The sequence below is a fragment of the Micromonospora parathelypteridis genome (assembly GCF_014201145.1).
GTDB lineage: Bacteria > Actinomycetota > Actinomycetes > Mycobacteriales > Micromonosporaceae > Micromonospora > Micromonospora parathelypteridis.
On sequence record NZ_JACHDP010000001.1, the window covers coordinates 2,912,337 to 2,934,641 of the forward strand.

Consider the following 22,305-nt stretch of genomic DNA (forward strand, 5'->3'; position numbering starts at 1 on the left):
GCTCCCCCGCGACACCGACACTGCGCGCTGACTCCGTGGTGAGCGCCCCGCGCGTCGACTCCGTGGTGAGCGCCCCGCGCTCGATGAGCAGGGTGACCAGCTCGGCCAGGTAGAAGGGATTGCCCTGAGCGGTGGCGAGCAGCCGGTCGGCGTCGGGCTGTGGCAACTTGCCGCCGCCGAGGTAGCTCGTGAGCAGCCGCGCGGCGTCGGCACCGCGTAGCGGCGGCAGGGAGTGCACCTCGGCGTCCGCGACCCGGGTCAACGCGCCAGCGGTACGCACCAACTCGGGGCGGCCGAGCAGCAGCACCAGCACCGGGCCGGTGAGCCTGGACAGGGCCAGCCCGAGGGCACTTATCGTCTCGGCGGTGGCGTCGTGCAGGTCGTCCACCACGATCACCAGCGGCGCCTCCGAGGCGAGCCCACTGAGCAGGTCGGCGACCGCGTTCGGCACCACCTCGGCATCGGCGGCCGGGGTGCCCGAACCGCCCCACTCGCCGGTGTCGGTGCCGCCGTGGGCCGGTAGTTCGGCATAGCCGAGCAGGGCGAGCAGGTGCTCGGTGGCGATCGGCGCGGTCTCGCCGGCGGAGCGGGCGAGCCGCTGCCCGAGCCGCCGCAGCCTCTCCTCCACCGCTGGTCGGGTCAGCGCGGTGGCGGCGTCACTGGGCAGGCCGACGGCGGCACGCACCAGGTCGGCGAGGGGTGCCAGCCGGCGCCGCTCACCAAACGCGGCGCAGCGCACCGAGAGCACCCGGGCGCCGGTGTGCGCCGCGTACCGGCCCGCGCCCACGTCGTACCCGGCGGCGAGGCGCTCCACCTCCGCGGCGAACCGGGACTTGCCGATGCCCGCCTCGGCGGTCATCAGCAGCACCCGCGGGTCACCCTGGTCGATCACCTCGGCGAGCCGGCCGGCGATCCGGCCGATCTCCGTCTCCCGACCCACGTACGGCGCTTCGTCGCCGAGCCCCGACCGGGTTCCTGGCGCGTCCAGCAGACCCAGCAGCTCGTACGCCTCGACCGGCTCACGCTTGCCCTTGAGCCGCAGCGGGCGCAGTGCCCGCCAGGAGGACACGTGCCGGGTGGCGGCGACAGTGCGTTTGCCGGCGTAGACCGCGCCCACCGCGGCGGCGTCGGCCAGCCGGGCGGCAGTGTTCACCGTGTCGCCGATGACCGTGTACTCGATGGCGGCCTGGATGCCCGCGATGACGTCACCGGTGTTCAGCCCGACCCGCAGCCCGAGCGGCGCGCCGCCGCCCCGCTCGTCGTCGAGCACCCGACGGACGGCCCGCTGCATGGACAGAGCCGCCCGGACAGCTCGTTCGGCGTCGTCCTCGTGCGCCACCGGCGCACCGAAGACCGCCATGATCCCGTCGCCGGTCAGCTTGTCGACGTGCCCGCCAAAGGTCTTCACCGCGCCGGCGAGTGCGGCGAGCACCCGGTCGGTGACCGCGCCGACGCGTTCCGGGTCGAGGTCCTCCGACCAGGAGGTGAACTCGGAAAGATCGCCGAAGAGCACGGTGACCACCCGGCGCTCGGCCGCCGGCAACGTGGCGGCGGCCGGCAGCGCGGCACCGCAGTTGTGGCAGAACCGCGCACCGGGAACGGCAACGGTTCCGCACACGGGGCAGGTCACATGTGCTCCAACCCACTGACCCCGGGTGCGGATTCCCCGGTGCCGACACCCAGATACTCCAACTGCGCCCGGACCGACCATTCGGCCGCCCACCACAGCGAGCGGTCCACGTCCGCGTAGACCACGGCCACCACGTCGGCGGGCGTGCCCGCGCCGGCGGCCACCGCCGCCCTGACCTGGTCGAGCCGGGCCCGGCGGTGCGCGAGGTAGAAGTCGGCGGCCGCGGCGCAGTCGGCCAGCGCCGGGCCGTGCCCGGGCAGCGCCGGGATCCCCCGGTACGCGGACAGCAGTTCCAGACTGGCCAGGTAGTCACCGAGGTGCCCGTCCGGGTGGGCGACCACGGTGGTGCCCCGGCCGAGGATGGTGTCACCGGTGAACACCACCCGCTCGTCGCCGTGCTCGACGAGGAAGCAGACCGAGTCGGCGGTGTGCCCCGGAGTGTTCAGCAGACGGATGTCCAGGCCGAAGCCGCCGAATTGCTCACCCGGCTCGGTCAGCGGATCACCACCGACGGTGTGCGCCGGGTCGACGGCGAGGACGTGCACCCCACCGAGCAGCTCACTCAGCCGGGCCGCGCCCTCGGTGTGGTCCGGGTGGCCGTGAGTGATCAGGATCAGACCGATGGGGCCGTGCTCGGCGATCCGGGCCAGGTGCCCCTCGTCCGCCGGCCCCGGGTCGATCACGACGCCGGACTCGGCTGTCGGGGCGCGCAGCACCCAGGTGTTGGTGCCGTCGAGGGTCATCGGCCCAGGGTTCGGCGCACGCAGCAGTGTCACCCAGGTCGGCAACTCGTCGGCGAGCGCCGCCGCCGGCGCCGTCACGTGCCCGCTCATGGCTGCGATCGTACGACCCCGCCCGCCACACCCCACGATCTTGCCCACCCAACCCGAAGGAAGGACCCCCTGCTAACGCGTGATTTATTAGGAAGGGGCCCTTCCTGACGGGTTGTGGATCGCGGTGGCGACGCGTCAGGCGACCTCGACGATCAGTTCGATCTCCACCGGGGCGTCGAGAGGCAGCTCGGCCACCCCTACGGCGCTGCGGGCATGGCGACCGGCCTCGCCGAAGACAGTGCCGAAGAGGTCGGAGGCACCGTTGATCACTGCGGGCTGACCGGTGAAACCGGGCGCGGACGCCACGAAACCGGTCACCTTGACCACCTTGACCACGTTCTCCAAGCCGACCAGCGAGTCGACCGCGGCCAACGCGTTGAGCGCGCACCGCTGGGCCAGATCCTTCGCCTGCTCGGCGGAGATCCCGGCGCCGACCTTGCCGGTCGCGAGCAGCTTGCCCTCGGCGATCGGCAGCTGACCGGAAACGTAGACGTGCTGCCCGGACTGCACGGCCGGCACGTAGCTGGCCACCGGCGGCACGACCTCGGGCAGTTCGAGACCCAGCTCGGCAAGCTTCGCGTGCGGTCCGTTGCTCACGCCTTCGGCCGCTTCAGGTAGGCGACCAGTTGGTCCGGGTTCGGCCCGGGGACCACGGCGACGAGCTCCCACCCGTCCTCGCCCCAGTTGTCGAGGATCTGCTTGGTCGCGTGGACCAGCAGCGGGACCGTGGAGTATTCCCACTTCTGCATCGCTGAAGGGCTCCCTCTCGGTGCGGAATTGTTCGAGGGACAGCCTACGGTCCGCTGGCCGGGCGAGACGCGGGACGCTGCTCCGGCGCGGCCGGCACCTCCCCGCAGAGCCCCTCGTGCTCGTACCCCTGGGGGCAGCGGGACCGGTCGGGCAGCAGCAGGTCGCAGAAGACCCGGTGCCGGTTGTTCTGGTCGTCGGCGTTGGACACGGTGGTCTCGCCGGCATCCAGCTCGGGCAGGAAGCCCAGGGACACCGCGACCCGGCCGGCGAGCACGGTCGCCGCCGTCAGGTTCGGCACCCGGATCGGCAGGTGGATGACGAAGCCCGGCTCGTCTTCGTCGCGGGCCCGCTCGGCGGGATGGCTCGGCGCCCGCGCCACCTCCGCTTGCTCTGGCATTCGGCGGTACGACCGTTCGTTGATCGACTGGCCGCCGACCTGCCCACCGGCCTCGAACAAGGACCCGGGCCGGCGCGGCCGGTCGTTGTTCGGGTACTGGGTGCGAGGGATATTGTCCGCGTCGCGCATGCACTGCCTCCGGTCGTACCGCTCGGATCACGCTTCCGGTCCGGACCCATTCGTCCGTTCCGGCCCCCGCGCCGGGACGAAAGGTAGGTCCGTGGTCACAGTCCCGCCAACAGGACGCGCCCGATTGGTCACCCACAGTCACATATGCGACACAAGCCAGCTAAGGGACCCGACGGCGCATCGGACGCGGGTCCCACCGGCCGGATCGCTGGGCAGCGCGGCGCGGCGGGGGCGACACCGATGCGCTCATCGACCGCTACCCTTCCGGTCGGACGGTCGCGCAGCGCCCGGCAGCCCGCTCGATCACGCTCGACGCCAGGGGTGGCGGCGGGCTCCGCACCCCCGGGGGAAAGACGATGACCCAACCGCCCAACGGTGACCAGGCCGGCCCGCCCGCCCTTCCGCCGGCCCCGCCGGAATCCAGCGTTCCGCCCGGCGCTGCGGTCGTCCCCGTTCAGCCGGCCCCCGCCGCGCCGTCCGGGCAGCTCGCGCTCCCCGCGCCCCCCGCACCGGCGGCGCTCCCCGCCCAGCCGACCGTCCCCCTCCAGCAGGCCTTCCCCAGGCCGACCAGCGGGGCTGGCGCTGCCGGCCCGTCGGCCGACCCCTCGACCGTGGCAGCGACGCAACCGGGAACCCCGGACCCTTCGGTGATCCCGCCACCCCCGCCGGGATACCCGCCCTACCAGGGCGAGCCGAAGAAGAAGCGCGGCCTGCTGATCGCCGCGATCTCCCTGGTCGTGATCATGGTGCTCTGCGTGGGCGGCGGTGTGGTGGCGTTCCTGACCCTGCGCAATGCCGAAACCGGCGAGGGCGCCAAGGAGCCGGCGGTCGCCGTCGACGAGTTCCTGACCGCGGTCTACAAGGATCGCGACGCGACCAAGGCGGCCAGCCGCGTGTGCGCCGCCTCCCGCGACGACGGAAAGATCACCGCCAAGGTGGCCGAAGTGCAGAAGTACGCCTCCGCGTACCAGAACCCGCGCTTCCGGTGGACCACCCCGAAGGTGGACAACCAGACCGGGGAACGGGCCACCGTCTCCACCCGGGTCACCATGACCACCTCGGACGAGAAGGTGGCCGACCAGGACCTGCGCTTCACTGTGGTGCAGAAGACGGGTTGGTGGGTCTGCGAGGTCGCGTGACCGCCAGGCGTGGATAGGCTCGACGGGTGTGTGCAGCTGAGCGGCCGGTCGACCCGGCCGGTACCGGATGGTCCGCCCGCCTCCACGTGGTGACCGGCAAGGGCGGCACCGGCAAGACCAGCGTGGCGGCGGCCCTGGCCCTCGCGCTCGCCGCAGGTGGCCGGCGCACCCTGCTGGTCGAGGTCGAGGGGCGGCAGGGCATCGCCCAACTCTTCGGCATCGACCCGTTGCCCTACGAGGAGCGACACCTCGCCGAAGCGCCGGAGGGTGGTGAGGTGCGCGCTCTCGCGGTGGACGCGGAGGAGGCGCTGCTCGAATACCTCGACATGTTCTACAAGCTCGGCGCGGCAGGCCGGGCGCTGCGCAAGCTCGGTGCCATCGACTTCGCCACCACCATCGCGCCAGGTCTGCGGGACGTGCTCCTCACCGGCAAGGTGAAGGAGGCCACCACCCGCACCTCCGGGCAGCGGCGCGCGTACGACGCGGTGGTGCTGGACGCCCCGCCGACCGGGCGGATCGGCCGGTTCCTCAACGTGACGGCGGAGACGGCTCGGCTGGCCAAGGTCGGCCCGATCAAGACCCAGAGCGAGGGTGTCGCCGCGCTGTTGCGCTCCCCGATGACCGCGGTGCACGTGGTCACGCTCCTGGAGGAGATGCCGGTACAGGAGACGGTGGACGCGATCGCCGACCTGACCTCACTCGGCTTCGGCATTGGAAAAGTGATCGTCAACGGCACGCGACCCCCGCTGCCTGCCAACCGGGCGGTCACCGCCGCGGAGCTGAAGCGAGGGCTGGTCGCCGCCGGGCTGCCGGCCGATCGGGACATTGTGGCCGGTTTGCACGACGAGGCACGGGACCAGCTCATTCGGCGCGAATTGGAGGATTCGCTCCGCGCCGACCTGGTGGAGCTGGGGCTGCCGATGATCGAGCTGCCGTTGCTGCCCGACGGGGTGGACCGCGCAGGGCTCGCGGCACTGGCCCGGGCCCTCGTCCGCGCCGATTGACTCACACCTGAGCTCGGCACGGGCGCACGGACCCAGCCGGCCCGATACGCTCGATTGGTGCCTTCCGAAGACGCAGCGCCGCAGCTGGACGTCGACCAGATCCTCGCCGACCCGGGCGTGAAGATCATCGTGTGCTGCGGTGCCGGCGGGGTGGGAAAGACGACCACAGCCGCGGCGCTGGCGCTGCGGGCCGCCGAGCACCACGGCCGACGCACGGTGGTGCTCACCATCGACCCGGCCCGCCGGCTGGCGCAGTCGCTGGGTCTGACCGAGCTGGACAACACCCCTCGCCAGGTCAAGGGGATCGACGTCGAGAGCAGCGGCGGCGAGCTGCACGCCATGATGCTGGACATGAAGCGCACCTTCGACGACGTGGTGCTGCAGCACACCGATCCGACGAAGGCCGCCGAGATCTTCGCGAACCCGTTCTACCAGGCGATGAGCTCGACATTCGCCGGCACGCAGGAATACATGGCGATGGAGAAGCTGGGTCAGCTGCACGCCCGGGGCGAATGGGACCTGATCGTGGTGGACACGCCACCGTCCCGCTCGGCACTGGATTTCCTGGACGCGCCGGCCCGACTCTCCCGTTTCCTCGACGGCCGGATGCTGCGACTGCTGCTGGCCCCGGCTCGCAGCGGCGGGCGGAGCATGTTCAGCCTGGTCACGGCCTCGTTCGGGATGTTCTCGAAAGTGGTGCAGAAGGTGCTCGGCGCGCAGCTGCTCACCGACCTGTCCGGCTTCGTGGCGGCCCTGGATTCGATGTTCGGCGGTTTCCGGCAGCGGGCCGAACAGACGTACCGCATCCTGCAGGCGCGGGAGACGGCCTTCCTGCTGGTCGCGGCACCGGAGCCGGACGCGGTCCGGGAGGCCGCCTACTTCGCGGGCCGCCTGCGCGACGAACGGATGCCGCTGGCCGGCCTTGTGCTCAACCGGGTGCACCGACCGGCGGTGCCGGAGCTGGACGCCGAGCAGAGCCGGGTCGCCGCCGAGCGGCTGACCGAGCTGGGTGGGCATGAGGCCACCGTCGACGTGCTGCGGGCGCACGCGGCACTGGCCCGTCAGGCGGTACGCGAACAACAGGTGGCCGCGCGCTTCACCGAGGCGTTCCCGGCGGTGCCGGCGGTGTCGGTGACGGCGCAGCCCGCCGACGTGCACGACGTCGACGGGCTACGGACGATCGGCGCGGCGATCAGCCGGCCGTGATCGACGTCAGTTCGCGGCGCTGACGAGGATCTTGTCCTTGCCGGCCTTCTCCTTGCTGTTCTTCTTCATCGCAGCCTCGAACATCTTGCGCCAGCTCGTCACCTGCGGGTGTCGACGCAGCAGCGCTCGCCGTTCGCGTTCGGTCATGCCGCCCCACACACCGAACTCGATCCGGTTGTCCAGCGCGTCGGCCAGGCACTCGTAGCGAACAGGGCAGCTCCGACAAATCCGCTTCGCCACGTTCTGTTCGGCGCCCTGTACGAACAACGCGTCCGGGTCCCCGTTCTGACATGCCGCAAGCGACGGCCAGTCAGTGATCATGCCCATGTGTACACGTCCCCCCTTGCAGTACCTACCGACCTCGTCGATGCACGTCAGCCGGCAATTCCCCCCGATCGCCCGGCTCGCCTTCCCCAAGGCGGCACGGACGACATGTGGCGCTGTCGCCGCCCCCATCATGCTCTGTAGTCGACTGATTACGCAACGTTGTCGACGAAATCCATCATTCCGGACACTCCCGGCTTCCCGGGCCTTCGATCGCCGGTTACCCCGCCGAGGTCGGCGATAACGCTGCGCCGCCTTCCTGAATCGGAGGAGACTCACGCCAGGTCACACGCAACCAAGCACCGGGGGTCGTGCGTTTAGCACAACGAGGGCAGCGCGTGCAGGAAATGGGGAAAGAACACCCCAGCGCCCCTCGTTCCCTACTCGCGTACCCTGTCGAGGTGAACTGGATGCGGAAACGTGACCACAATGTGCTGACCAACGCCGCATCGCTGCTCGTATGTGGCCTGTTGGCTGGCGTGGTGGTCGCTGCGGCGGCCTTCCCCGCGGTGGCGATGTCCGGCTTGGCCGCCAAGGCCGGAGCCGAGACATTCGGCGCCCTGCCGACGGAGCTGACGGTGGCCCGCGCGCCGCAGATCAGCTACCTGCTGGCCTCGGACGGCAAGACACCGCTCGCGACCATGTACGACGAGAACCGGCGCGACGTGAAGCTCGCCGACATCTCGCCGTACATGCAGAAGGCCATCATCGCGGCCGAGGACCATGACTTCTACAAGCACAACGGCGTCGACATCAACGGTGTCGCCCGCGCGTTCGTCAACAACCAGAGCGAAGGCTCCGGCCGGCAGGGTGCTTCGACGCTGACCATGCAGTACGTCCGGCTGGCCATCGCCTACTCGGCCACCCACCCGGCCGACGTGGTCGCGGCGACCGAGGACACCAGCGCCCGCAAGCTTCGCGAGATGCGGCTGGCCCTCCAGGTCGACAAGGAATTCTCCAAGGACGAGATCCTCACCCGCTACCTCAACCTCGCCTCGTTCGGCAACGGCGCGTACGGCATCTACGCCGCCAGCCAGGTCTACTTCGGTAAGCCGCCGAGCAAGCTCAAGATTGAGGAGGCGGCGCTGCTGGCCGGCATGGTCAAGGCGCCCACGACGAACGACCCGACCACCGAGGCGGGTTACCCGAAGGCTCTGGAACGGCGCGACTACGTCATCGACAACATGGTCGAGACCAAGGCCATCACCCAGCAGGAGGCCGACGCGGCCAAGGCCGTCCCCCTGAAGGTGCTGGACAAGCGCACCCCCAACGGCTGCGTCGCCGCGAACGTCAACAGCTGGGGCTTCTTCTGCGACTACTTCTACCGCTGGTGGATGCAGCAGGAGACGTTCGGTTCGACCACGTACGACCGGGAGCGGCGGCTGAAGAGCGGCGGCTACACCGTCGTGACCTCGATCGACGTCCAGGCGCAGAAGGGCGCGGACAAGGCGGTCCGCAAGGCCAAGAGCGAGAACAGCAAGGAAGCCGCCATGGTCGCGGTGATCGAGCCCGGCAGTGGTCGGGTCCGGGCGCTCGCGGTCAACCGGCAGTTCAAGCTCGACGACCCGAAGAAGCCGACCAACAAGATCTCCAGTGATCCGGCGAAGAGCAGGAAGGGCATCCGGGGCAACTACCCGGCGACGGTCAACCCCCTGCTGACCGGCGGCGACGGCATCACCGGCTACCAGGCCGGCTCGACCTTCAAGATGTTCACCATGGTGGCGGCACTGGAGAAGGGCATCCCCCTCAGCTACCAAATCAACGCGCCGAAGCAGTTCAAGTCGGAATACATCATCCGGCCAGGCCCGGCAGCGTGTGCGGGGACGCACTTCTACTGCCCCACGAACTCGAGCGACAGCATGGCCGGCGTGCACAACATGTGGAGCGCGTTCGGTAAGTCGGTGAACACCTTCTTCGTGCCGCTGCAACAGCAGGTCGGTGCGGAGAACGTGGTCAAGGCCGCCAAGAGGCTGGGCATCAACTTCCGTTCCGAGGAGGATCTGACCCTGGAGAAGGGGGCGCACCAGTGGGGCGCCTTCACCCTGGGCGTCTCGCAGACCACCCCGCTGGATCTGGCCAATGCCTACGCCACACTGGCCGCCGACGGCACCTTCTGTGAGCCGATCCCGGTGCAGGAGATCCGCGACCCGGAGGGCAACAAGCTCGACATCGCCAACCCGCGGTGCGAAAAGCGGTTCAGCACCGACGTGGCCCGCGCCGCGGTGGACGCGGCCCGCTGCCCGGTGGGTGACCGATCGTCCGCCTCCCGGTGCACCGGAGCCACCGCCGGCAACGTGCGCGGCGACGTCGGTTATCCGGTGGCCGGCAAGTCCGGCACCACCGACTCGGAGAAGACCGCCGCCCTGGTCGCGATGACCAAGCAGTACGCGGTCGCCGGCATCATGGCCGACCCGGACTGGCCGCAGACCAACGTCAAGATGAAGCACGCGGAGAAGGACGGCATCAACCCTCCGGTGTGGGAGACGCTGCGGGACGCGATGAGGGGCAAGAAGCCGATCCCGTTCGAGGCGCCGGGCCAGAAGATCTCCGAGGGTGACCAGCGCAGCATCCCCGACGTGAAGTGCATTTCGGTGGATCAGGCGAAGTCCCGCCTCAAGGGCGCTAGCTTCGAGCCGGTCGTCTCCAGCACGAAGATCGCCTCACCCTGCAAGGCGGGCGAGGCGGCGGGCACCAGCCCGGACGGGCGCACCATCAAGGGCGGGATCGTCACCATCCAGGTCAGCAGCGGTGGCGGTGCCACCCCGCCGGGCACTCCCCCCAGCGGGCAGCCCGGCGGTCGACCCGGCGGTCGCCCGGGCGGCTGAGCCGACCAGTAGGACACGACGGGCGGGCACCCTCTGCGGGTGCCCGCCCGTTTCGTCTGTCCGGACTACGGCTGGCCGCGGCTGACGCCGCTGATCCAGGGCCAGCGATCTCGGTGCCGCTGACGGGGGTGCCGGCGGGTCAGAGGCCGAGCTGTCGGCGTACCTCGGCGGCCACCCGACCACCCTCGGCCTGGCCCGCCACCGCGGCCTGAGCCGCCTTCATGGCCGGGCCCATCTGGGCCTTACCGGTGAAGCCGCCCGCGGCGAGCGCCCCCGCGACCAGCTCGGTCAGCTCGGCGTCGGCGAGCTGCTTGGGCAGGTAGCGGTCCAACACCTCACCCTCGGCGCTCTCCTTCGCGGCCTGCTCGGCGCGGCCGGCGTCGGCGAAGGCGGTGGCCGCCTCCCGGCGCTTCTTGGCCTCCTTGGTCAGCACCGCGAGCACCTCGTCGTCGGTGAGCTCGCGCTTGGCCTTGCCGGCGACCTCGGCGGTGCCGACGGCAGCCAGGGCCATCCGCAGCGTGGAGGTGGTCAGCTCGTCGCGCGCCTTGAGCGCGGAACGCATGTCGGCAGTGAGGCGGTCCTTCAGCGTGCTCATGGACGGTCAAACTACCCTGAACGCCATGCGAAAGCGCACACTATTCCGGCTTGCCGCCGGAACCGCCACGGTCGGCGCGGCCACCCTCGCGTACGCGTCGCTCATCGAGCGCAACATGTTCACCCTGCGGCGGTACGACGTGCCGGTGCTGTCGGCCGACGCGGAGCCGCTGCGCGTGCTGCACCTGTCGGACCTGCACATGATGCCCGACCAGGCGCGCAAGCAGCGCTGGGTGGCGTCGCTGGCCAACCTCGACCCCGACCTGGTGGTGGTGACCGGCGACAACATGGCGCACCCGGACGCGGTGCCGGGAGTGCTGCGGGCCCTGCAGCCGCTGCTGGACTACCCGGGCGCGTTCGTGTTCGGCTCCAACGACTACACCGGGCCGGTGTTGAAGAACCCGTTCACCTACTTCCTGCCCGACCGGGAGTACACCGAGGGCGTCGAGCTGCCCTACGAGGAACTGCGCCAGGTGTTCACCGGCGCTGGCTGGGCGGACCTCAACAACGCCCGGACCACGTTGAAGGCCGGCGGTCGGCAGCTCGACCTGGTCGGCGTGGACGACCCCCACATCGACCGGGACGACTACCCGTCGGTAGCCGGCCCGGTCTCGTCCTCGGCCGACCTGTCGATCGCGCTGGCGCACTCCCCTGAGCCACGGGTGCTGGACCAGATGGCCGCGGACAGCTTCGGGCTGCTGCTGGCCGGGCACACCCACGGCGGTCAGGTCTGCGTACCGGGCTTCGGGGCGCTGGTGACCAACTGCGGCCTGCCCCGCTCGATGGCGCGCGGTCTGCACCGGTGGCCGGGCTCGGACTCCTGGCTGCACGTCTCGGCCGGCCTCGGCACCCACCCGACCGCCCCGGTCCGCTTCGCCTGCCCCCCGGAGGCCAGCATCCTCACCCTCATCCCCCGCTGACCCGCGCGGTGCGCCCGCGTCCTGGCTGCTCCGAGCCTGGTCGGGGCGGCGGGGGTACCGAGTTTGACCATCGGGGCGGGTGGGCTACTATTTGTCGGCACGCCTCGGGGTGTGGCGCAGCTTGGTAGCGCGCTTCGTTCGGGACGAAGAGGTCGTCGGTTCGAATCCGGCCACCCCGACCAGAGGCAAGTAACGGTCAAGGCCCCTCCACGGAGGGGCCTTGACTCGTTGCGCCTACCGCGCGCGGGCGGTGAGCTGCTGGTAGACCTCGAGGGCGTTGCGTTCGACACGGTTCGAGAGCAGCATCCCGTCCTCGCGTACCTCCCAGACGGCCGTACCGAACATCTCGAGTGGCGCGCCGTCGGGGGCGGTTCCGAACACGCCGTTGTTGTTGCCGGTCAAGCTGAAGATCGATGCCACGCGCGAACCGTCGTGATTCTCGAACGACTCAATGACCTTGAAATCGAGGTTGTCGATGACCGCGCTGAAGCCCTGCACCCACTCCTTGAAGCGGGCGCGCGACTCGATGCGCTTGCCACCGGAGATGAGGACGAAGTCCTCCACCACGAGGTCGTCGATGGCGTCGTAGTCCTGCGGCGCCTGCCAGACATGCGCCCAGAAGTTGTGCACGGCGTCGACACCGGAACGCTTGGTCACGCTGTTCAGCCCCTCACGGACGGCACGCCCGCAGACGGGGCAATGCCTGAAACTCGATATCGCCGGCAGATGTCGGACCTTTACTTACAGTAAGCACCCCGGCGACGCCGTTGGCCCGGAATTCGGGGTTGGGCAGGACCGGACGAGCGGCGCCCGGCACCGCTGACGGAACTGCTGCCGGCCTTCAACCTTTTGAGCCCCGACGGAGTCGTGATGGGTAACCAACCGAGGCGAGGGGCTCATGGCAGCTGACGACGAGCATTTTCGCGAGTTCGTCGATACGCGCTACATCGATCTCTTGCGCGTGGCGTACCACCTCACCGGGTCGGCGCAGGATGCCGAGGATCTGGTGCAGGCGGCGCTGGTGAAGGTGATGCGTCGGTGGCGACGGGTCGACGATCCCATGGCCTACCTGCGCCGAGTCATGATCAACCAGCACATCAGCACCTGGCGCCGCTACCGGGTGCACGAGGTGGTGACGGCGATCCTGCCGGACCGATCCACCCGGGATATGACCGAGGCGGTGACGGAACGGCACGCCCTCTACGAGGCGATGCGGGCGCTGACGCCCCGCACCCGGGCCGTGATCGTGCTGCGGTACGTGGTCGATCTTCCGGAGGCGGAGGTTGCAGCCACCCTGGGCTGCTCGGTCGGATCGGTCAAGAGTCGCGCATCACGAGGCCTGGCCCGCCTGCGTCTGGCACTGGCACCGGGTGCGCCGCCGTCGACGCTGGTGCCGATCTCGACAGCAGCGGCAGCTGATCCAGCGCCGTCCGGTATGACGAAGATGACGGGGGCAACGCCATGACTGTCGACGAAGAGCTGAGCCAGGCCCTGGCCGAGCTGAGCAGGTCATTGACCCCACAACCTGATCCGTACGGTCGAGCCCGGGCGCGATACCGACGGATGCGGCAACGACGCCTCGCTGGGCTGGCCCTGGCGCTCGTGGTCTCCGTGGGCGGCGCGGCGTTCGCCGTCGCCGGCCCGGGCCGGACCACGCAGCTGCCACCAGCCGACTCGACCGAGCCCTTCGCACACGTGCTGGCGTGGTCGGACAACCTGCTCCAGTCGCCGCCGCGCGGCGCCGTCGCCCAGGACAGCACCTATGTCCGGCAACTCTCCGATCTCCTGTTGGCCACCCAGCGCAGGGGCGAATTCCCCCGACTGACGGTGCCGGTGAGCACGGTGAAGGTCCTCTTCGCCGACGACGTCTACGGCCAGCGGATCGCGCTCGCCGCGTTCGTCCGAGACCAGCCCGATCCGGTCACCGGCTGGCCGAGCGCAGCGGTGTGGTTGGTCGCCGAGGAGGGCGCCAGCGCCCAGAAGCTGGCCAGCACCGCCGCCGTCCGGGGTACGAGCGACGCGCTGGAACCCTACGAGAGCCTGGCCGTGGACGATCCGTCGAGTCCGGGGAAGGCGGTACACGTGGCGATCGCACCGGCCGGCTGTGCCTTCCTCAGCTCACCGCTGCCGACCGACGCGTTCCGGTGGACCGAGGAGCCGACCGGGTCCTACCTGATCCGCACGCCGCAGACCCAGCGACCCGAATGGTGGCGGGTCGACTGCGGCACCGTGACTCGCAAGATGACCCCCGGGCCGGGCTCGTTGGCGCCCGAGCCGATCACCGACGCCCAGTTCGCGACCGCGATGTCCCGCGTACGCGGCAGTGCCACGGAGCAGAGCGCCCGAGAGTTGGTGTATCAGTACGCCCAGTCCGAGGGCTACCGACTGAGCGGCCTCCCGAAGGTGGTGTGGGGTGGGCACGTTACTGGCATCCCGAGCGGCACGATCGACGGGTCGCCGAGCGCCGGGGAGCCGTCGACGGAGAGCGCCACGGTGACGGTCCTGGCTGCTCCCACGGTCGGTGGCGGCTGGGCCGGCGAGGTGACGATCGACCCCGATCAACCAAGGTCCGACGGCGCGGTCAGCACCAGCACCTATTTCACCCTGGCGACAGACCCGACCGATCCCGCGGGCCTGCTGGCCGTGTCGTTGGACGGTGACGCGGCCAGTGGCGAGGGCCCTCAGGCCCTGCTCGTGGTGACGCCAGCCGCCGCCACGACGGTACGTGTCCGGCCAGCCGAGGGTGCGGCGACGACTGCGGTCAGCGGCTCCGGGGCGCTGCTGACCGTTCCCCGCCCGGCAGCGGGCCTCGTCCTGGAGGCGCTCGACGCGTCCGGCGGGACGCTCGCGACCGGACAGGTGGCCAAGGAGGATGGACAGCCGACACTCAAAGTCGACGCCTGGAACCAGGAGTGAACTGCCGACACGGGTGACGTCGGCCGGGCACCCCGCTGACTAGCATCGACCTCGATGGAGCTGCTGGAGCGCGCGGACGCGCTCGCCACCCTGGACGGGCTGCTGGCCTCCCCCGGCGGCGCGGTCGCGCTCGTCGCGGGCGAGGCGGGTGCCGGCAAGTCCGCCCTGGTCAACGCGTTCGCCGCGACGACCAGGGCCAGGGTGCTCTGGGGCAGCTGCGACCCGCTGCTGACACCCCGGGCGCTCGGCCCGCTGCATGACGTCGCCCGCCAGGTGGGTGGCGTGCTCGCGGACCGACTGGCCGCGCTGCACGCGGCGGCGGAGGCCGAACGCCGGGGTGCCGTGTTCGACGCGCTCCTCGACGAGCTGACCGATTCGCGGCCCGGTTGTCGAACGGTGCTCGTGGTGGAGGACGCGCACTGGGCGGACGGGGCAACCCTGGACCTGATCGCGTACCTGGGGAGGCGACTGACCCGTCGCCCGGCGCTGCTCGTGCTGACCCTGCGGGACGACGAGGTCGGGGCGGAGCATCCACTGCACGCCGTACTCGCGGGCCTGCCCCGCCCGCTGGTCCGGCGGCTGCCGCTGCCGGCGCTGTCGACCGACGCGGTCGCGGCGCTGGCCCGCGCAGCCGGCCGCGCCACGGACGGCCTGTACCAGGCCACCGGCGGCAACCCGTTGCTGGTCACCGAAGTGCTGGCCGCGACCGGCCCGGACGTGCCGCCGACCGTACGCGATCTGGTGCTGGCCCGGCTGGCCGCGCTGCCGGCGCCGGCCCGGGAGGTCGCCGCCCTGGTCTCCGTGGTGCCTTCCCGGGCCGAGCCGTACCTGCTGAACGACCACCCGCCTGCCGACGTGCAGGAATGCCTGGACCGGGGCGTGCTGGTGTCGGTGGGCAACGCCGTGGCGTTCCGGCATGAGCTGCTGGGTCGGGCGGTACGTGAATCGCTGTCCCCGGTCCAGCGGGTGGCGCTGCACGCCGCCGTGCTGGCCCGGCTCATGCCACGCGCCGACGTGGACGCCGCCCGGCTGGTGCACCACGCGCACCACGCCGACGACCCGGAGGCCGTGCTGCGCTGGGCGCCGGTGGCGGCCGAGCAGGCCAGCCGGGCCGGCGCCCACCGGCAGGCGGCCGACCAATACGCCGTCGCGCTTCCGCACGCCGCGCGGCTGCCGGGAGCGAGCCGGGCGGAACTGCTGGAGGCGTACGCGACGGCCGCGTACCTGGCCGGGATGGCCGCGCAGGCGCTCGACGCCCGCCGTGCCGCGCTGGCCCTGCGGGAGGCCGACGGCGACCCGCTGCGGATCGGCGAGGACCTGCGCTGGGTCTCCCGACTGTCCTGGTGGACCGGGGACAGCCCGGCGGCCCGTACGGCCGGCACCCGTGCGATCCAGGTGCTGGAGAACGCCCCTCCCGGCCGGCAACTGGCGATGGCCTACAGCAACATGTCGCAGCTGCTCATGCTCGCCGACGACACCCGTGGAGCCGTCGGGTGGGGTGACCGGGCCCGGGAGCTGGCCCGCCGGCTCGGGGACGTCGAGACCGAGGCGCACGCCCTGGTCAACGTCGGCTCGGCGCGGCTGCAGGGCGGGGACCTCGCCGGCATCGTCGAGCTGGAACGTGGGCACGCCCTGGCCGTCGCACACCACCTCGACGACCATGCCGCGCGCGCGTTGGTCAACCTGGCCACCCTGACGGTGGAGTGGCATCGGCTCGCGCCGGCCGCCGAGGCCCTGGAGCGGGCGCTGCTCTTCACCACCAGCCGGGACCTCGACGGGTACGCCCGGCACCTGCTCGGCTACCGGTCCCGACTGCGGTTGACCACCGGCGACTGGGCCGGCGCGCGCTCCGACGCCGACCGGGCACTGGCCGGCGCCGCGCAGCCCGGTGGGAGCCTGGTCCCGGCCCTGGTCGCACTGGGTCGGCTCGGTACCCGCCGGGACGAACCGACCTCGCATTTGGACACGGCCGCACGCTGGGCGGTGCAGAGCCGGGAACTCCAGTTCGTGGTGCCGGTCGCGGCGGCGTTGGCCGAACGGCACTGGCTGGCCGGCGATCCGGAGCCGGCGGTCGCCGAGCTGCGACGTGTGCACCGACTCGCCGCCGAGGCGGGCCAGCCCTGGTTCGCCGGGGAGCTGGCGTACTGGCTGTGGCGGGTCGGCCAGCCGGTCGGGGACACCGGTGCGCTGGCCTCGCCGTACCGGCGGCTGATCGAGGGCGACTGGGCGGGTGCGGCCGGCGAGTGGCAGCAGCTCGGCTGCCCGTACTCCCGGGCCGAGGCCCTGGCCTGCGGCGACGGCCCGGCGGCTGGCGAGGCGCTGCGGATCCTGGACGGGCTTGGTGCGGTGGCCGTGGCCCGACGGATCCGGGCCGACCTGCGCGGACGTGGCATGGCCCGGGTGCCGCGGGGGCCGCGACCGGCGACCGCCGCGCACCCGACGGGTCTGACCGCGCGGCAACGGGAGGTGCTCGCGCTGCTCGTCGACGGGCTCAGCAACGCCGAGATCGCCGCCCGGCTGTCGCTCTCCACCCGGACCGTCGACCACCACGTGTCGGCGGTGCTGGGCAAGCTCGCGGTGCCCAGCCGGGGCCAGGCGGCCGCGACGGCTCGCCGACAGGGCCTGGTGCCGCCAACATAGGTATTTTTGCCGATCCCCGGAGGTGTCGCCGCACCTAGCGTCGGTGGCACGACGAACAATCCGAGGGGGACCACCGATGACAACCGCAATCGATCTCGGCGCCGTAAAGGCACGCCAGCAGGTGACCTGGGCCAGCGGCGACTACGGCGCGGTAGCCGCGCTCATCCATCCGATCTCCGAGTTACTGGTGACCTCGGCCGACCTGTCGGCGGGCGCCCGCGTGCTCGACGTGGCGACCGGCTCCGGCAACGCCGCCATCGCCGCCGCCCGCTGCGGCTGCGTCGTGACCGGCGTCGACTACGTACCCGAGCTGCTGGAACGGGGCCACGCGCGGGCCGCGGCGGAACGGCTCCCGGTCACGTTCGTGACCGGTGACGCGGAGCGCCTGGCCTACGCGGACGGCTCCTTCGACGCCGTGCTCTCCGTCGTCGGCGTGATGTTCGCACCGGATCAGGAGCGGGCGGCGGCCGAACTGGTCCGCGTCTGCCGGCCCGGCGGCACGGTGGCACTGGCGTCGTGGACGCCGCAGGGGTTCATCGGCGACCTGTTCCGCACGGTGGGGCGGCATGTGCCGCCGCCGGCCGGGCTACGCCCTCCGGTCGAGTGGGGCGACGAGGCCCGGGTCCGCGAGTTGCTCGGCGGGGCCGTGGGCGACCTGCGGACGGTACGCCGGGAGTTCGTCTTCCGCTTCGGCACACCGGAGGAGTTCGCCGACTTCTTCCGGGCCAACTACGGGCCGACGTTGAAGGCGTTCGAGGCGCTGCCCGAGGAGCGGCGGCCACAGTTCCACGCCGACCTGGTCGAGCTGGCCCGTACGCACAACCGGGCCACCGACGCCACGGTACGGATCCCGGCGGAGTATCTGGAGGTGGTTGCGCAGCGGGTCACCGACCCGGCCTGACCACAGCTCCACTGTGGTCGCCCCGGCCTGTCAGTCCTGCCGTTCGGTGCGCTCGATCTCAGCGAACGCGGCGGCCAGGTAGTCGTCCAACGGCGCGCCGGTCACCGCCAACAGGTCGGCCACGAGCAGCGGGGCGTGCCGGGCCAGGGCGGACGCGTCCGGAGGTGACTCGTCGCCCTCCGGGTCGTACACCCCGAGCGCGCCGGCCAGCAGAACGAGCACCACATGCGGGTCCACGTCCGAACGCCACCGCGTCGCGCCCTGCACGCAGCGAGTCAACACCTGGCGGATGTCGTCGCCGGTCAGCCCTTCCGGATGGCTCTCCTCCAGCAGCAGCCGAACCACCGCGCCGAGCACCAGGCCGGACCGCTCGTCCACGGCGAGCCCACCGACCGCGTCGTCGTAGGACTGTCCGTCGCGTGCCTGGGCAGCGGCGACGGCCGCAGTGGCGGTCACCGCGATGGCGCGGGCGGTAGCGGGCAGGTGTCGCCAGGTGCCGGTCATCGGGCCAGCATCGCAGACCCGGCGGACACCGACGGACCGCTCCCGAGTCGAGTGGATCATCGTGCGATCGGTCACCTGACGATCACAGACGCAGGGGGCCTCGGCCAAAACAGCTCGCGCGGCGTCACACCCGGCGAAGAGAATGCCGGACATGCTGCGTCGTGTCCTGCCCCGCCGTTCGGAAGCCCGCCGGATCCTGCTCGGCACCCTGCTGTCGGCGATCGGGCGGGGCCTGACCCTGCCGTTCCTGTTCATCTACCTGACCGACGTACGCGGGCTCACCGACACCCGCGCTGGGCTCGTGATCGGCTGGTACGGCGCGGTCACCCTGGCCCTGTCGCCGCTGGGCGGAACACTGATCGACCGGATCGGCGCCCGTCGGGTGGTGCTGCCCTGCCTGCTGATCGAGGCGGTCGGCACCGGCTCGCTCGCGCTGGTCCACAACACCGGGTCGGCCCTGCTGGTGATGACGGTGATCGCCATCGGCAGCTCGGCGATCTGGTCCGGGCAGAACACGATCCTCGCCTCGTTGACCGACGACGGTGAACGGCAACGCGTCTTCGGGCTGAACTTCGCCCTGCTCAACCTCGGTATCGGCATCGGTGGCATGACCTCCGGCGCGATTGTCGACACCGCCCGGCCCGGCACCTTCCAGACGATCTATCTGCTGGACGCGGTGACCTACCTGTTGCCGGCGCTGATCCTGCTCACCCTGCCCGGCGTGGGCCACCGACTCGGCAGCCGTCGAGGCACGGACGAGCCGTCGCCCGGCGGCTACCTGACCGTGCTCCGCGACCGCCCGTTCCGACGGCTGGTGATCTTCGGGCTGGTCCTCACCACGTGCGGGTACGCGCAGATCGAGGTGGGCTTCGCCGCGTACGCGGTGCGGGTCGCCGAGGTCAACCCGCGGGTGGTGGCCTGGGCACTCGCCGCCAACACCGTGATGATCGTGCTCGCGCAGCTGCTGGTGATCCGCCGGATCGAAGGGCGCAGCCGCACCCGCGCGCTGGCCGTGGTCGGGGCGGTGTTCGCCGCCGCCTGGCTGGTCCTCGGCGCAGCGGGCCTGGTCAATGGTGAAAGCGCCCTGCTGGCCGCCCTGTGCGTGGTGGCCTGCTCGGCGATCTTCGGGTTCGGCGAGACGATGCTCTCGCCGGTGATGCCCGCGCTGACCAACGCGCTGGCCACGGACGAGCTACGCGGCCGGTACAACGCGATGAGCTCGATGATCTTCGGCATCAGCGGTGTCATCGGCCCGGTGACCGCCGGTCCACTCATCGGCGCCGCCGACGGCAAGGTCTGGGTGGCCACGGTGGTCGGCGGCTGCCTGGTCGCCTCGCTGGTCGCGCTCTCTCTGCGCCGCCTGCTCAGCCCGGCACAGGACGGCCTCGCAACGCCCGACCCGGCACCCTCCACCCCAGCCCCCACCCCCGCCTGACCCCACGCCCCCCGCTGCCCCGCTGCCCCGCTGCCCCGCCTGCTCGCCCGCCCGCTGCCCCGCCTGCTCGCCCGCCCGCTGCCCCGCCTGCTCGCCCGCCCGCTGCCCCGCAAGATCATGCTCGATCCTGGATGTAGTGGCCTCGACCGCGCTCCGATACCACTACATCCAGGTTCCAGCGCGATCTTGCCCCAGCCGCAGCCGCCCAAGCCGGCCGCGCGCGGGGCCGGCGGCCGCCAGGCGCAACTGGGAGCCGGCAGGGGCGTGGGACGGGTCGGGCCCCGGAGCATCCGCTCCGGGGCCCGACATCGCGGGGTCGGCCGTCAGGAGACGAGGACCTCGGCGGTGGTGCGGATCCGGTCCAGCGTCGGCGCGGAGACCGGCGACTGGGCGGTCAGGTAAGCCACGAAGGCGTCCAGGTCGATCTGAGCGGTGACCAGGTTCGTCCCGCCGGTGAGGGCGCTGAAGCCGTCACCGCCGCCGGCCAGGAAGTTGTTCACCGTCACCCGGTAGGTGGCGGCGGTGTCGACCGTGGTGCCGCCGAGGGTGAGGCTGCCCCGGACCACGCGGGTGCCGGCGCACGGGTCGGCCACCGTGCCGGTGGTGCCGGACGGGTCGACGACGTAGCCCACCGTCGCCGACGGGTACAGCGTCCGGCCGGTGACGAACTGCTGCTCCAGTACGCAGTAGAGCTGTGCACCGGTCAGGTCCAGCGTCACCAGGTTGTTGGCGAACGGCTGCACCGTGAACGCCTCCTCGTAGGTGACCGGGCCGGCGTCGAGGTCGGCCCGGACCCCGCCCGGGTTCATGAAGGCGGCGACCGCCCCCTGTTCGTCGTCGGTGGCGGCGAGTTGCGCGTCGGCGATCAGGTTGCCCAGTGGCGATTCACCCAGACTCGTACCGAAGAGGGTTTCCTGGCTCCGGGTGATCGCCTGGCTGGTCTCACCGACCTGGCGGCCGGCGACCGGGCCGAGCACGGTCTTGTACCGGCTGATCAGTGCGGTCTGCTTCGGGTCCTTGGCCACGTCCCGGGTGACCACGATGTTCTCCGCGGCGGCGGAGATGACGTCTCCGGACCGACGGTCGATCTTGAGGTCGATGTCGGTGACCAGGCGACCGAAGGAGCTGGCACTGGTGACCAGCTTGCCGTTGATGTCGCAGTTGTACGCCTGGTGGGTGTGCCCGCTGACCACCACGTCGATCGACGGGTCCATCCGGTTCGTGATGTCCACGATGGGCCCGGTCATGCCGACGCAGTCGTTGATCCCGCCGGTCGCCGCCTGGGTGCCGCCCTCGTGCAACAGCACGACGATCGCCTCTACGCCCTTGCGGCGCAGCTCGCGAGCGTACCGGTTGGCGGTGTCCGCCTCGTCGGCGAAGCGGAGGCCGGCGACCCCCTGCTGGCTGACGATCTCCGGGGTGCCCTCCAGGGTCATCCCGATGAAGCCGACCTTGACGCCCTGCACCTTGTGGATCGCGTACGGCGCCATCAGCGGCTTGCCGGTCGCGGTCTTGAAGGCGTTCGCGGACAGGTACTGGAAGCCGGCGCCCCGGTAGGGGGTGCCGTCGGCGCAGCCGTCGACCGGGTGGCAGCCGCCGTTCTGGATCCGCACCAGCTCGGCGGCACCCTCGTCGAACTCGTGGTTGCCGACGCTGGCGTAGTCCAGCCCGGCCATGCTCAGCGCCTCGATGGTCGGCTCGTCGTGGAACGCGGCGGAGAGCAGCGGGGACGCGCCGATCAGGTCACCCGCGGCGACCGTGATGGTGTTCTTCTTCTTGGCGGCGGCGCGCAGCTCGGCCAGGTGGGTGGCCAGGAACTCGACGCCACCCGCGGTCTGCCCGGCGATGGTGCCGCTGGACCCGCTCGGCGGTTCGAGGTTGCCATGGAAGTCGTTCAGCGCCAGCAGGCTGACGTCGACCGGCTTCGGCCGCGCGTCGGCTTCTTCAGGGGTGGTGGCGACCGCGCCGAACGCGGCCACCGCAAACGCGGTCAGACCGACAGCGGCCCGACGCATCCCGGGTATGGACATGAATCTCCTCGTGAGAATCGACGCGTGCGGCGCCCGGCCTCTGGGTCGACCGGGCCGCCAACCGACGCCGTCGGAAGGATCGATCGCGAATGGCGGCGGTTGGGGATGGCCGCCTGCACCGACAGCCT

At 71.4% G+C, this 22,305-nt stretch carries 19 protein-coding genes, 1 tRNA gene and 1 pseudogene; 11 read left to right on the plus strand and 10 right to left on the minus strand.

Annotated features, from left to right (window positions below):
- Positions 1-54: 54 nt before the first annotated feature.
- The 5 genes and pseudogenes from HNR20_RS32890 to HNR20_RS12985 form a co-directional block, all read right to left on the minus strand.
- A pseudogene (locus HNR20_RS32890) lies at positions 55-1,630 on the minus strand (adenylate/guanylate cyclase domain-containing protein); the annotation flags it as partial.
- A complete protein-coding gene (locus HNR20_RS12970; RefSeq protein WP_184179428.1) occupies positions 1,627-2,463 on the minus strand; it encodes an MBL fold metallo-hydrolase in 837 nt (278 codons plus the stop codon). The pseudogene HNR20_RS32890 and the gene HNR20_RS12970, both read right to left, overlap by 4 nt.
- 135 nt (positions 2,464-2,598) lie before the next feature.
- A complete protein-coding gene (locus HNR20_RS12975) occupies positions 2,599-3,060 on the minus strand; it encodes a RidA family protein (RefSeq protein WP_179781329.1) in 462 nt (153 codons plus the stop codon).
- Positions 3,057-3,212 carry a Sp36 family protein gene (gene sp36, locus HNR20_RS12980; RefSeq protein ID WP_007466198.1) on the minus strand — a complete coding sequence of 52 codons (156 nt, stop codon included), beginning with the start codon at positions 3,210-3,212 and terminating at the stop codon, positions 3,057-3,059. The genes HNR20_RS12975 and sp36 overlap by 4 nt, the downstream gene beginning before the upstream one ends.
- Positions 3,213-3,256: 44 nt before the next feature.
- The gene (locus HNR20_RS12985; protein ID WP_184179431.1) at positions 3,257-3,739 is read right to left on the minus strand and encodes a hypothetical protein; all 483 of its coding nucleotides are present in this window, start codon (positions 3,737-3,739) and stop codon (positions 3,257-3,259) included.
- 611 nt (positions 3,740-4,350) lie between these two features.
- On the opposite strand from HNR20_RS12985, the gene HNR20_RS12990 reads away from it, so the two are divergent.
- The 3 genes from HNR20_RS12990 to bagB are packed head-to-tail and all read left to right on the plus strand — an operon-like array spanning position 4,351 to position 7,088.
- Positions 4,351-4,878 (plus strand): Rv0361 family membrane protein, encoded by a 528-nt coding sequence (locus HNR20_RS12990; protein WP_184188387.1) that lies wholly within the window; start codon positions 4,351-4,353, stop codon positions 4,876-4,878.
- Positions 4,879-4,904: 26 nt separating this feature from the next.
- On the plus strand, positions 4,905-5,882 hold the full coding sequence (gene bagA, locus HNR20_RS12995) for an ATPase BagA (protein ID WP_184179434.1): 978 nt from the start codon (positions 4,905-4,907) through the stop codon (positions 5,880-5,882).
- A gap of 54 nt (positions 5,883-5,936) precedes the next feature.
- Entirely contained in the window at positions 5,937-7,088 is a 1,152-nt protein-coding gene (bagB, locus tag HNR20_RS13000; RefSeq protein WP_184179437.1) for an ArsA family ATPase, read from the plus strand.
- Positions 7,089-7,094: 6 nt separating this feature from the next.
- Here bagB and HNR20_RS13005 read toward each other — a convergent pair whose 3' ends face one another.
- On the minus strand, positions 7,095-7,415 hold the full coding sequence (locus HNR20_RS13005; RefSeq protein ID WP_184179440.1) for a WhiB family transcriptional regulator: 321 nt from the start codon (positions 7,413-7,415) through the stop codon (positions 7,095-7,097).
- A 407-nt stretch (positions 7,416-7,822) separates the two neighbouring features.
- Between HNR20_RS13005 and HNR20_RS13010 the strand changes: the two genes are divergently transcribed.
- On the plus strand, positions 7,823-10,237 hold the full coding sequence (locus tag HNR20_RS13010) for a penicillin-binding protein (protein WP_184179442.1): 2,415 nt from the start codon (positions 7,823-7,825) through the stop codon (positions 10,235-10,237).
- A 139-nt stretch (positions 10,238-10,376) separates the two neighbouring features.
- Here HNR20_RS13010 and HNR20_RS13015 read toward each other — a convergent pair whose 3' ends face one another.
- Positions 10,377-10,832 carry a GatB/YqeY domain-containing protein gene (locus tag HNR20_RS13015; RefSeq protein ID WP_184179445.1) on the minus strand — a complete coding sequence of 152 codons (456 nt, stop codon included), beginning with the start codon at positions 10,830-10,832 and terminating at the stop codon, positions 10,377-10,379.
- A gap of 25 nt (positions 10,833-10,857) precedes the next feature.
- Between HNR20_RS13015 and HNR20_RS13020 the strand changes: the two genes are divergently transcribed.
- Positions 10,858-11,751: a metallophosphoesterase gene (locus tag HNR20_RS13020; protein ID WP_184179448.1), complete on the plus strand. Its 894-nt coding sequence runs from the start codon at positions 10,858-10,860 to the stop codon at positions 11,749-11,751.
- Positions 11,752-11,856: 105 nt separating this feature from the next.
- Positions 11,857-11,933: transfer RNA gene (locus HNR20_RS13025), tRNA-Pro, on the plus strand.
- 52 nt (positions 11,934-11,985) lie between these two features.
- Here the strand turns inward: HNR20_RS13025 and HNR20_RS13030 are convergent.
- Positions 11,986-12,408, minus strand: coding sequence for a nuclear transport factor 2 family protein (locus HNR20_RS13030; protein ID WP_184179452.1), 423 nt, complete (start codon positions 12,406-12,408; stop codon positions 11,986-11,988).
- Between the two features lie 241 nt (positions 12,409-12,649).
- On the opposite strand from HNR20_RS13030, the gene HNR20_RS13035 reads away from it, so the two are divergent.
- From HNR20_RS13035 to HNR20_RS13050, 4 genes are all read left to right on the plus strand, one after another.
- The gene (locus tag HNR20_RS13035) at positions 12,650-13,216 is read left to right on the plus strand and encodes a SigE family RNA polymerase sigma factor (protein ID WP_184179454.1); all 567 of its coding nucleotides are present in this window, start codon (positions 12,650-12,652) and stop codon (positions 13,214-13,216) included.
- Positions 13,213-14,667 carry a hypothetical protein gene (locus HNR20_RS13040; protein WP_184179457.1) on the plus strand — a complete coding sequence of 485 codons (1,455 nt, stop codon included), beginning with the start codon at positions 13,213-13,215 and terminating at the stop codon, positions 14,665-14,667. Before HNR20_RS13035 ends, HNR20_RS13040 begins: the two co-directional genes overlap by 4 nt.
- A 54-nt stretch (positions 14,668-14,721) precedes the next feature.
- Entirely contained in the window at positions 14,722-17,307 is a 2,586-nt protein-coding gene (locus HNR20_RS13045) for an ATP-binding protein (RefSeq protein WP_184179461.1), read from the plus strand.
- A 76-nt stretch (positions 17,308-17,383) separates the two neighbouring features.
- On the plus strand, positions 17,384-18,208 hold the full coding sequence (locus tag HNR20_RS13050) for a class I SAM-dependent methyltransferase (RefSeq protein ID WP_184179465.1): 825 nt from the start codon (positions 17,384-17,386) through the stop codon (positions 18,206-18,208).
- 30 nt (positions 18,209-18,238) lie between these two features.
- Here the strand turns inward: HNR20_RS13050 and HNR20_RS13055 are convergent, their stop codons facing one another.
- Entirely contained in the window at positions 18,239-18,787 is a 549-nt protein-coding gene (locus HNR20_RS13055; protein WP_308425426.1) for a hypothetical protein, read from the minus strand.
- 76 nt (positions 18,788-18,863) lie between these two features.
- Here HNR20_RS13055 and HNR20_RS13060 point away from each other — a divergent pair, with 76 nt between their 5' ends.
- On the plus strand, positions 18,864-20,147 hold the full coding sequence (locus HNR20_RS13060; protein WP_221309789.1) for an MFS transporter: 1,284 nt from the start codon (positions 18,864-18,866) through the stop codon (positions 20,145-20,147).
- 323 nt (positions 20,148-20,470) lie between these two features.
- On the opposite strand, the gene HNR20_RS13065 is transcribed toward HNR20_RS13060, so the two are convergent.
- Positions 20,471-22,177, minus strand: coding sequence for a bifunctional metallophosphatase/5'-nucleotidase (locus HNR20_RS13065; protein ID WP_184179471.1), 1,707 nt, complete (start codon positions 22,175-22,177; stop codon positions 20,471-20,473).
- Positions 22,178-22,305 lie beyond the last annotated feature (128 nt).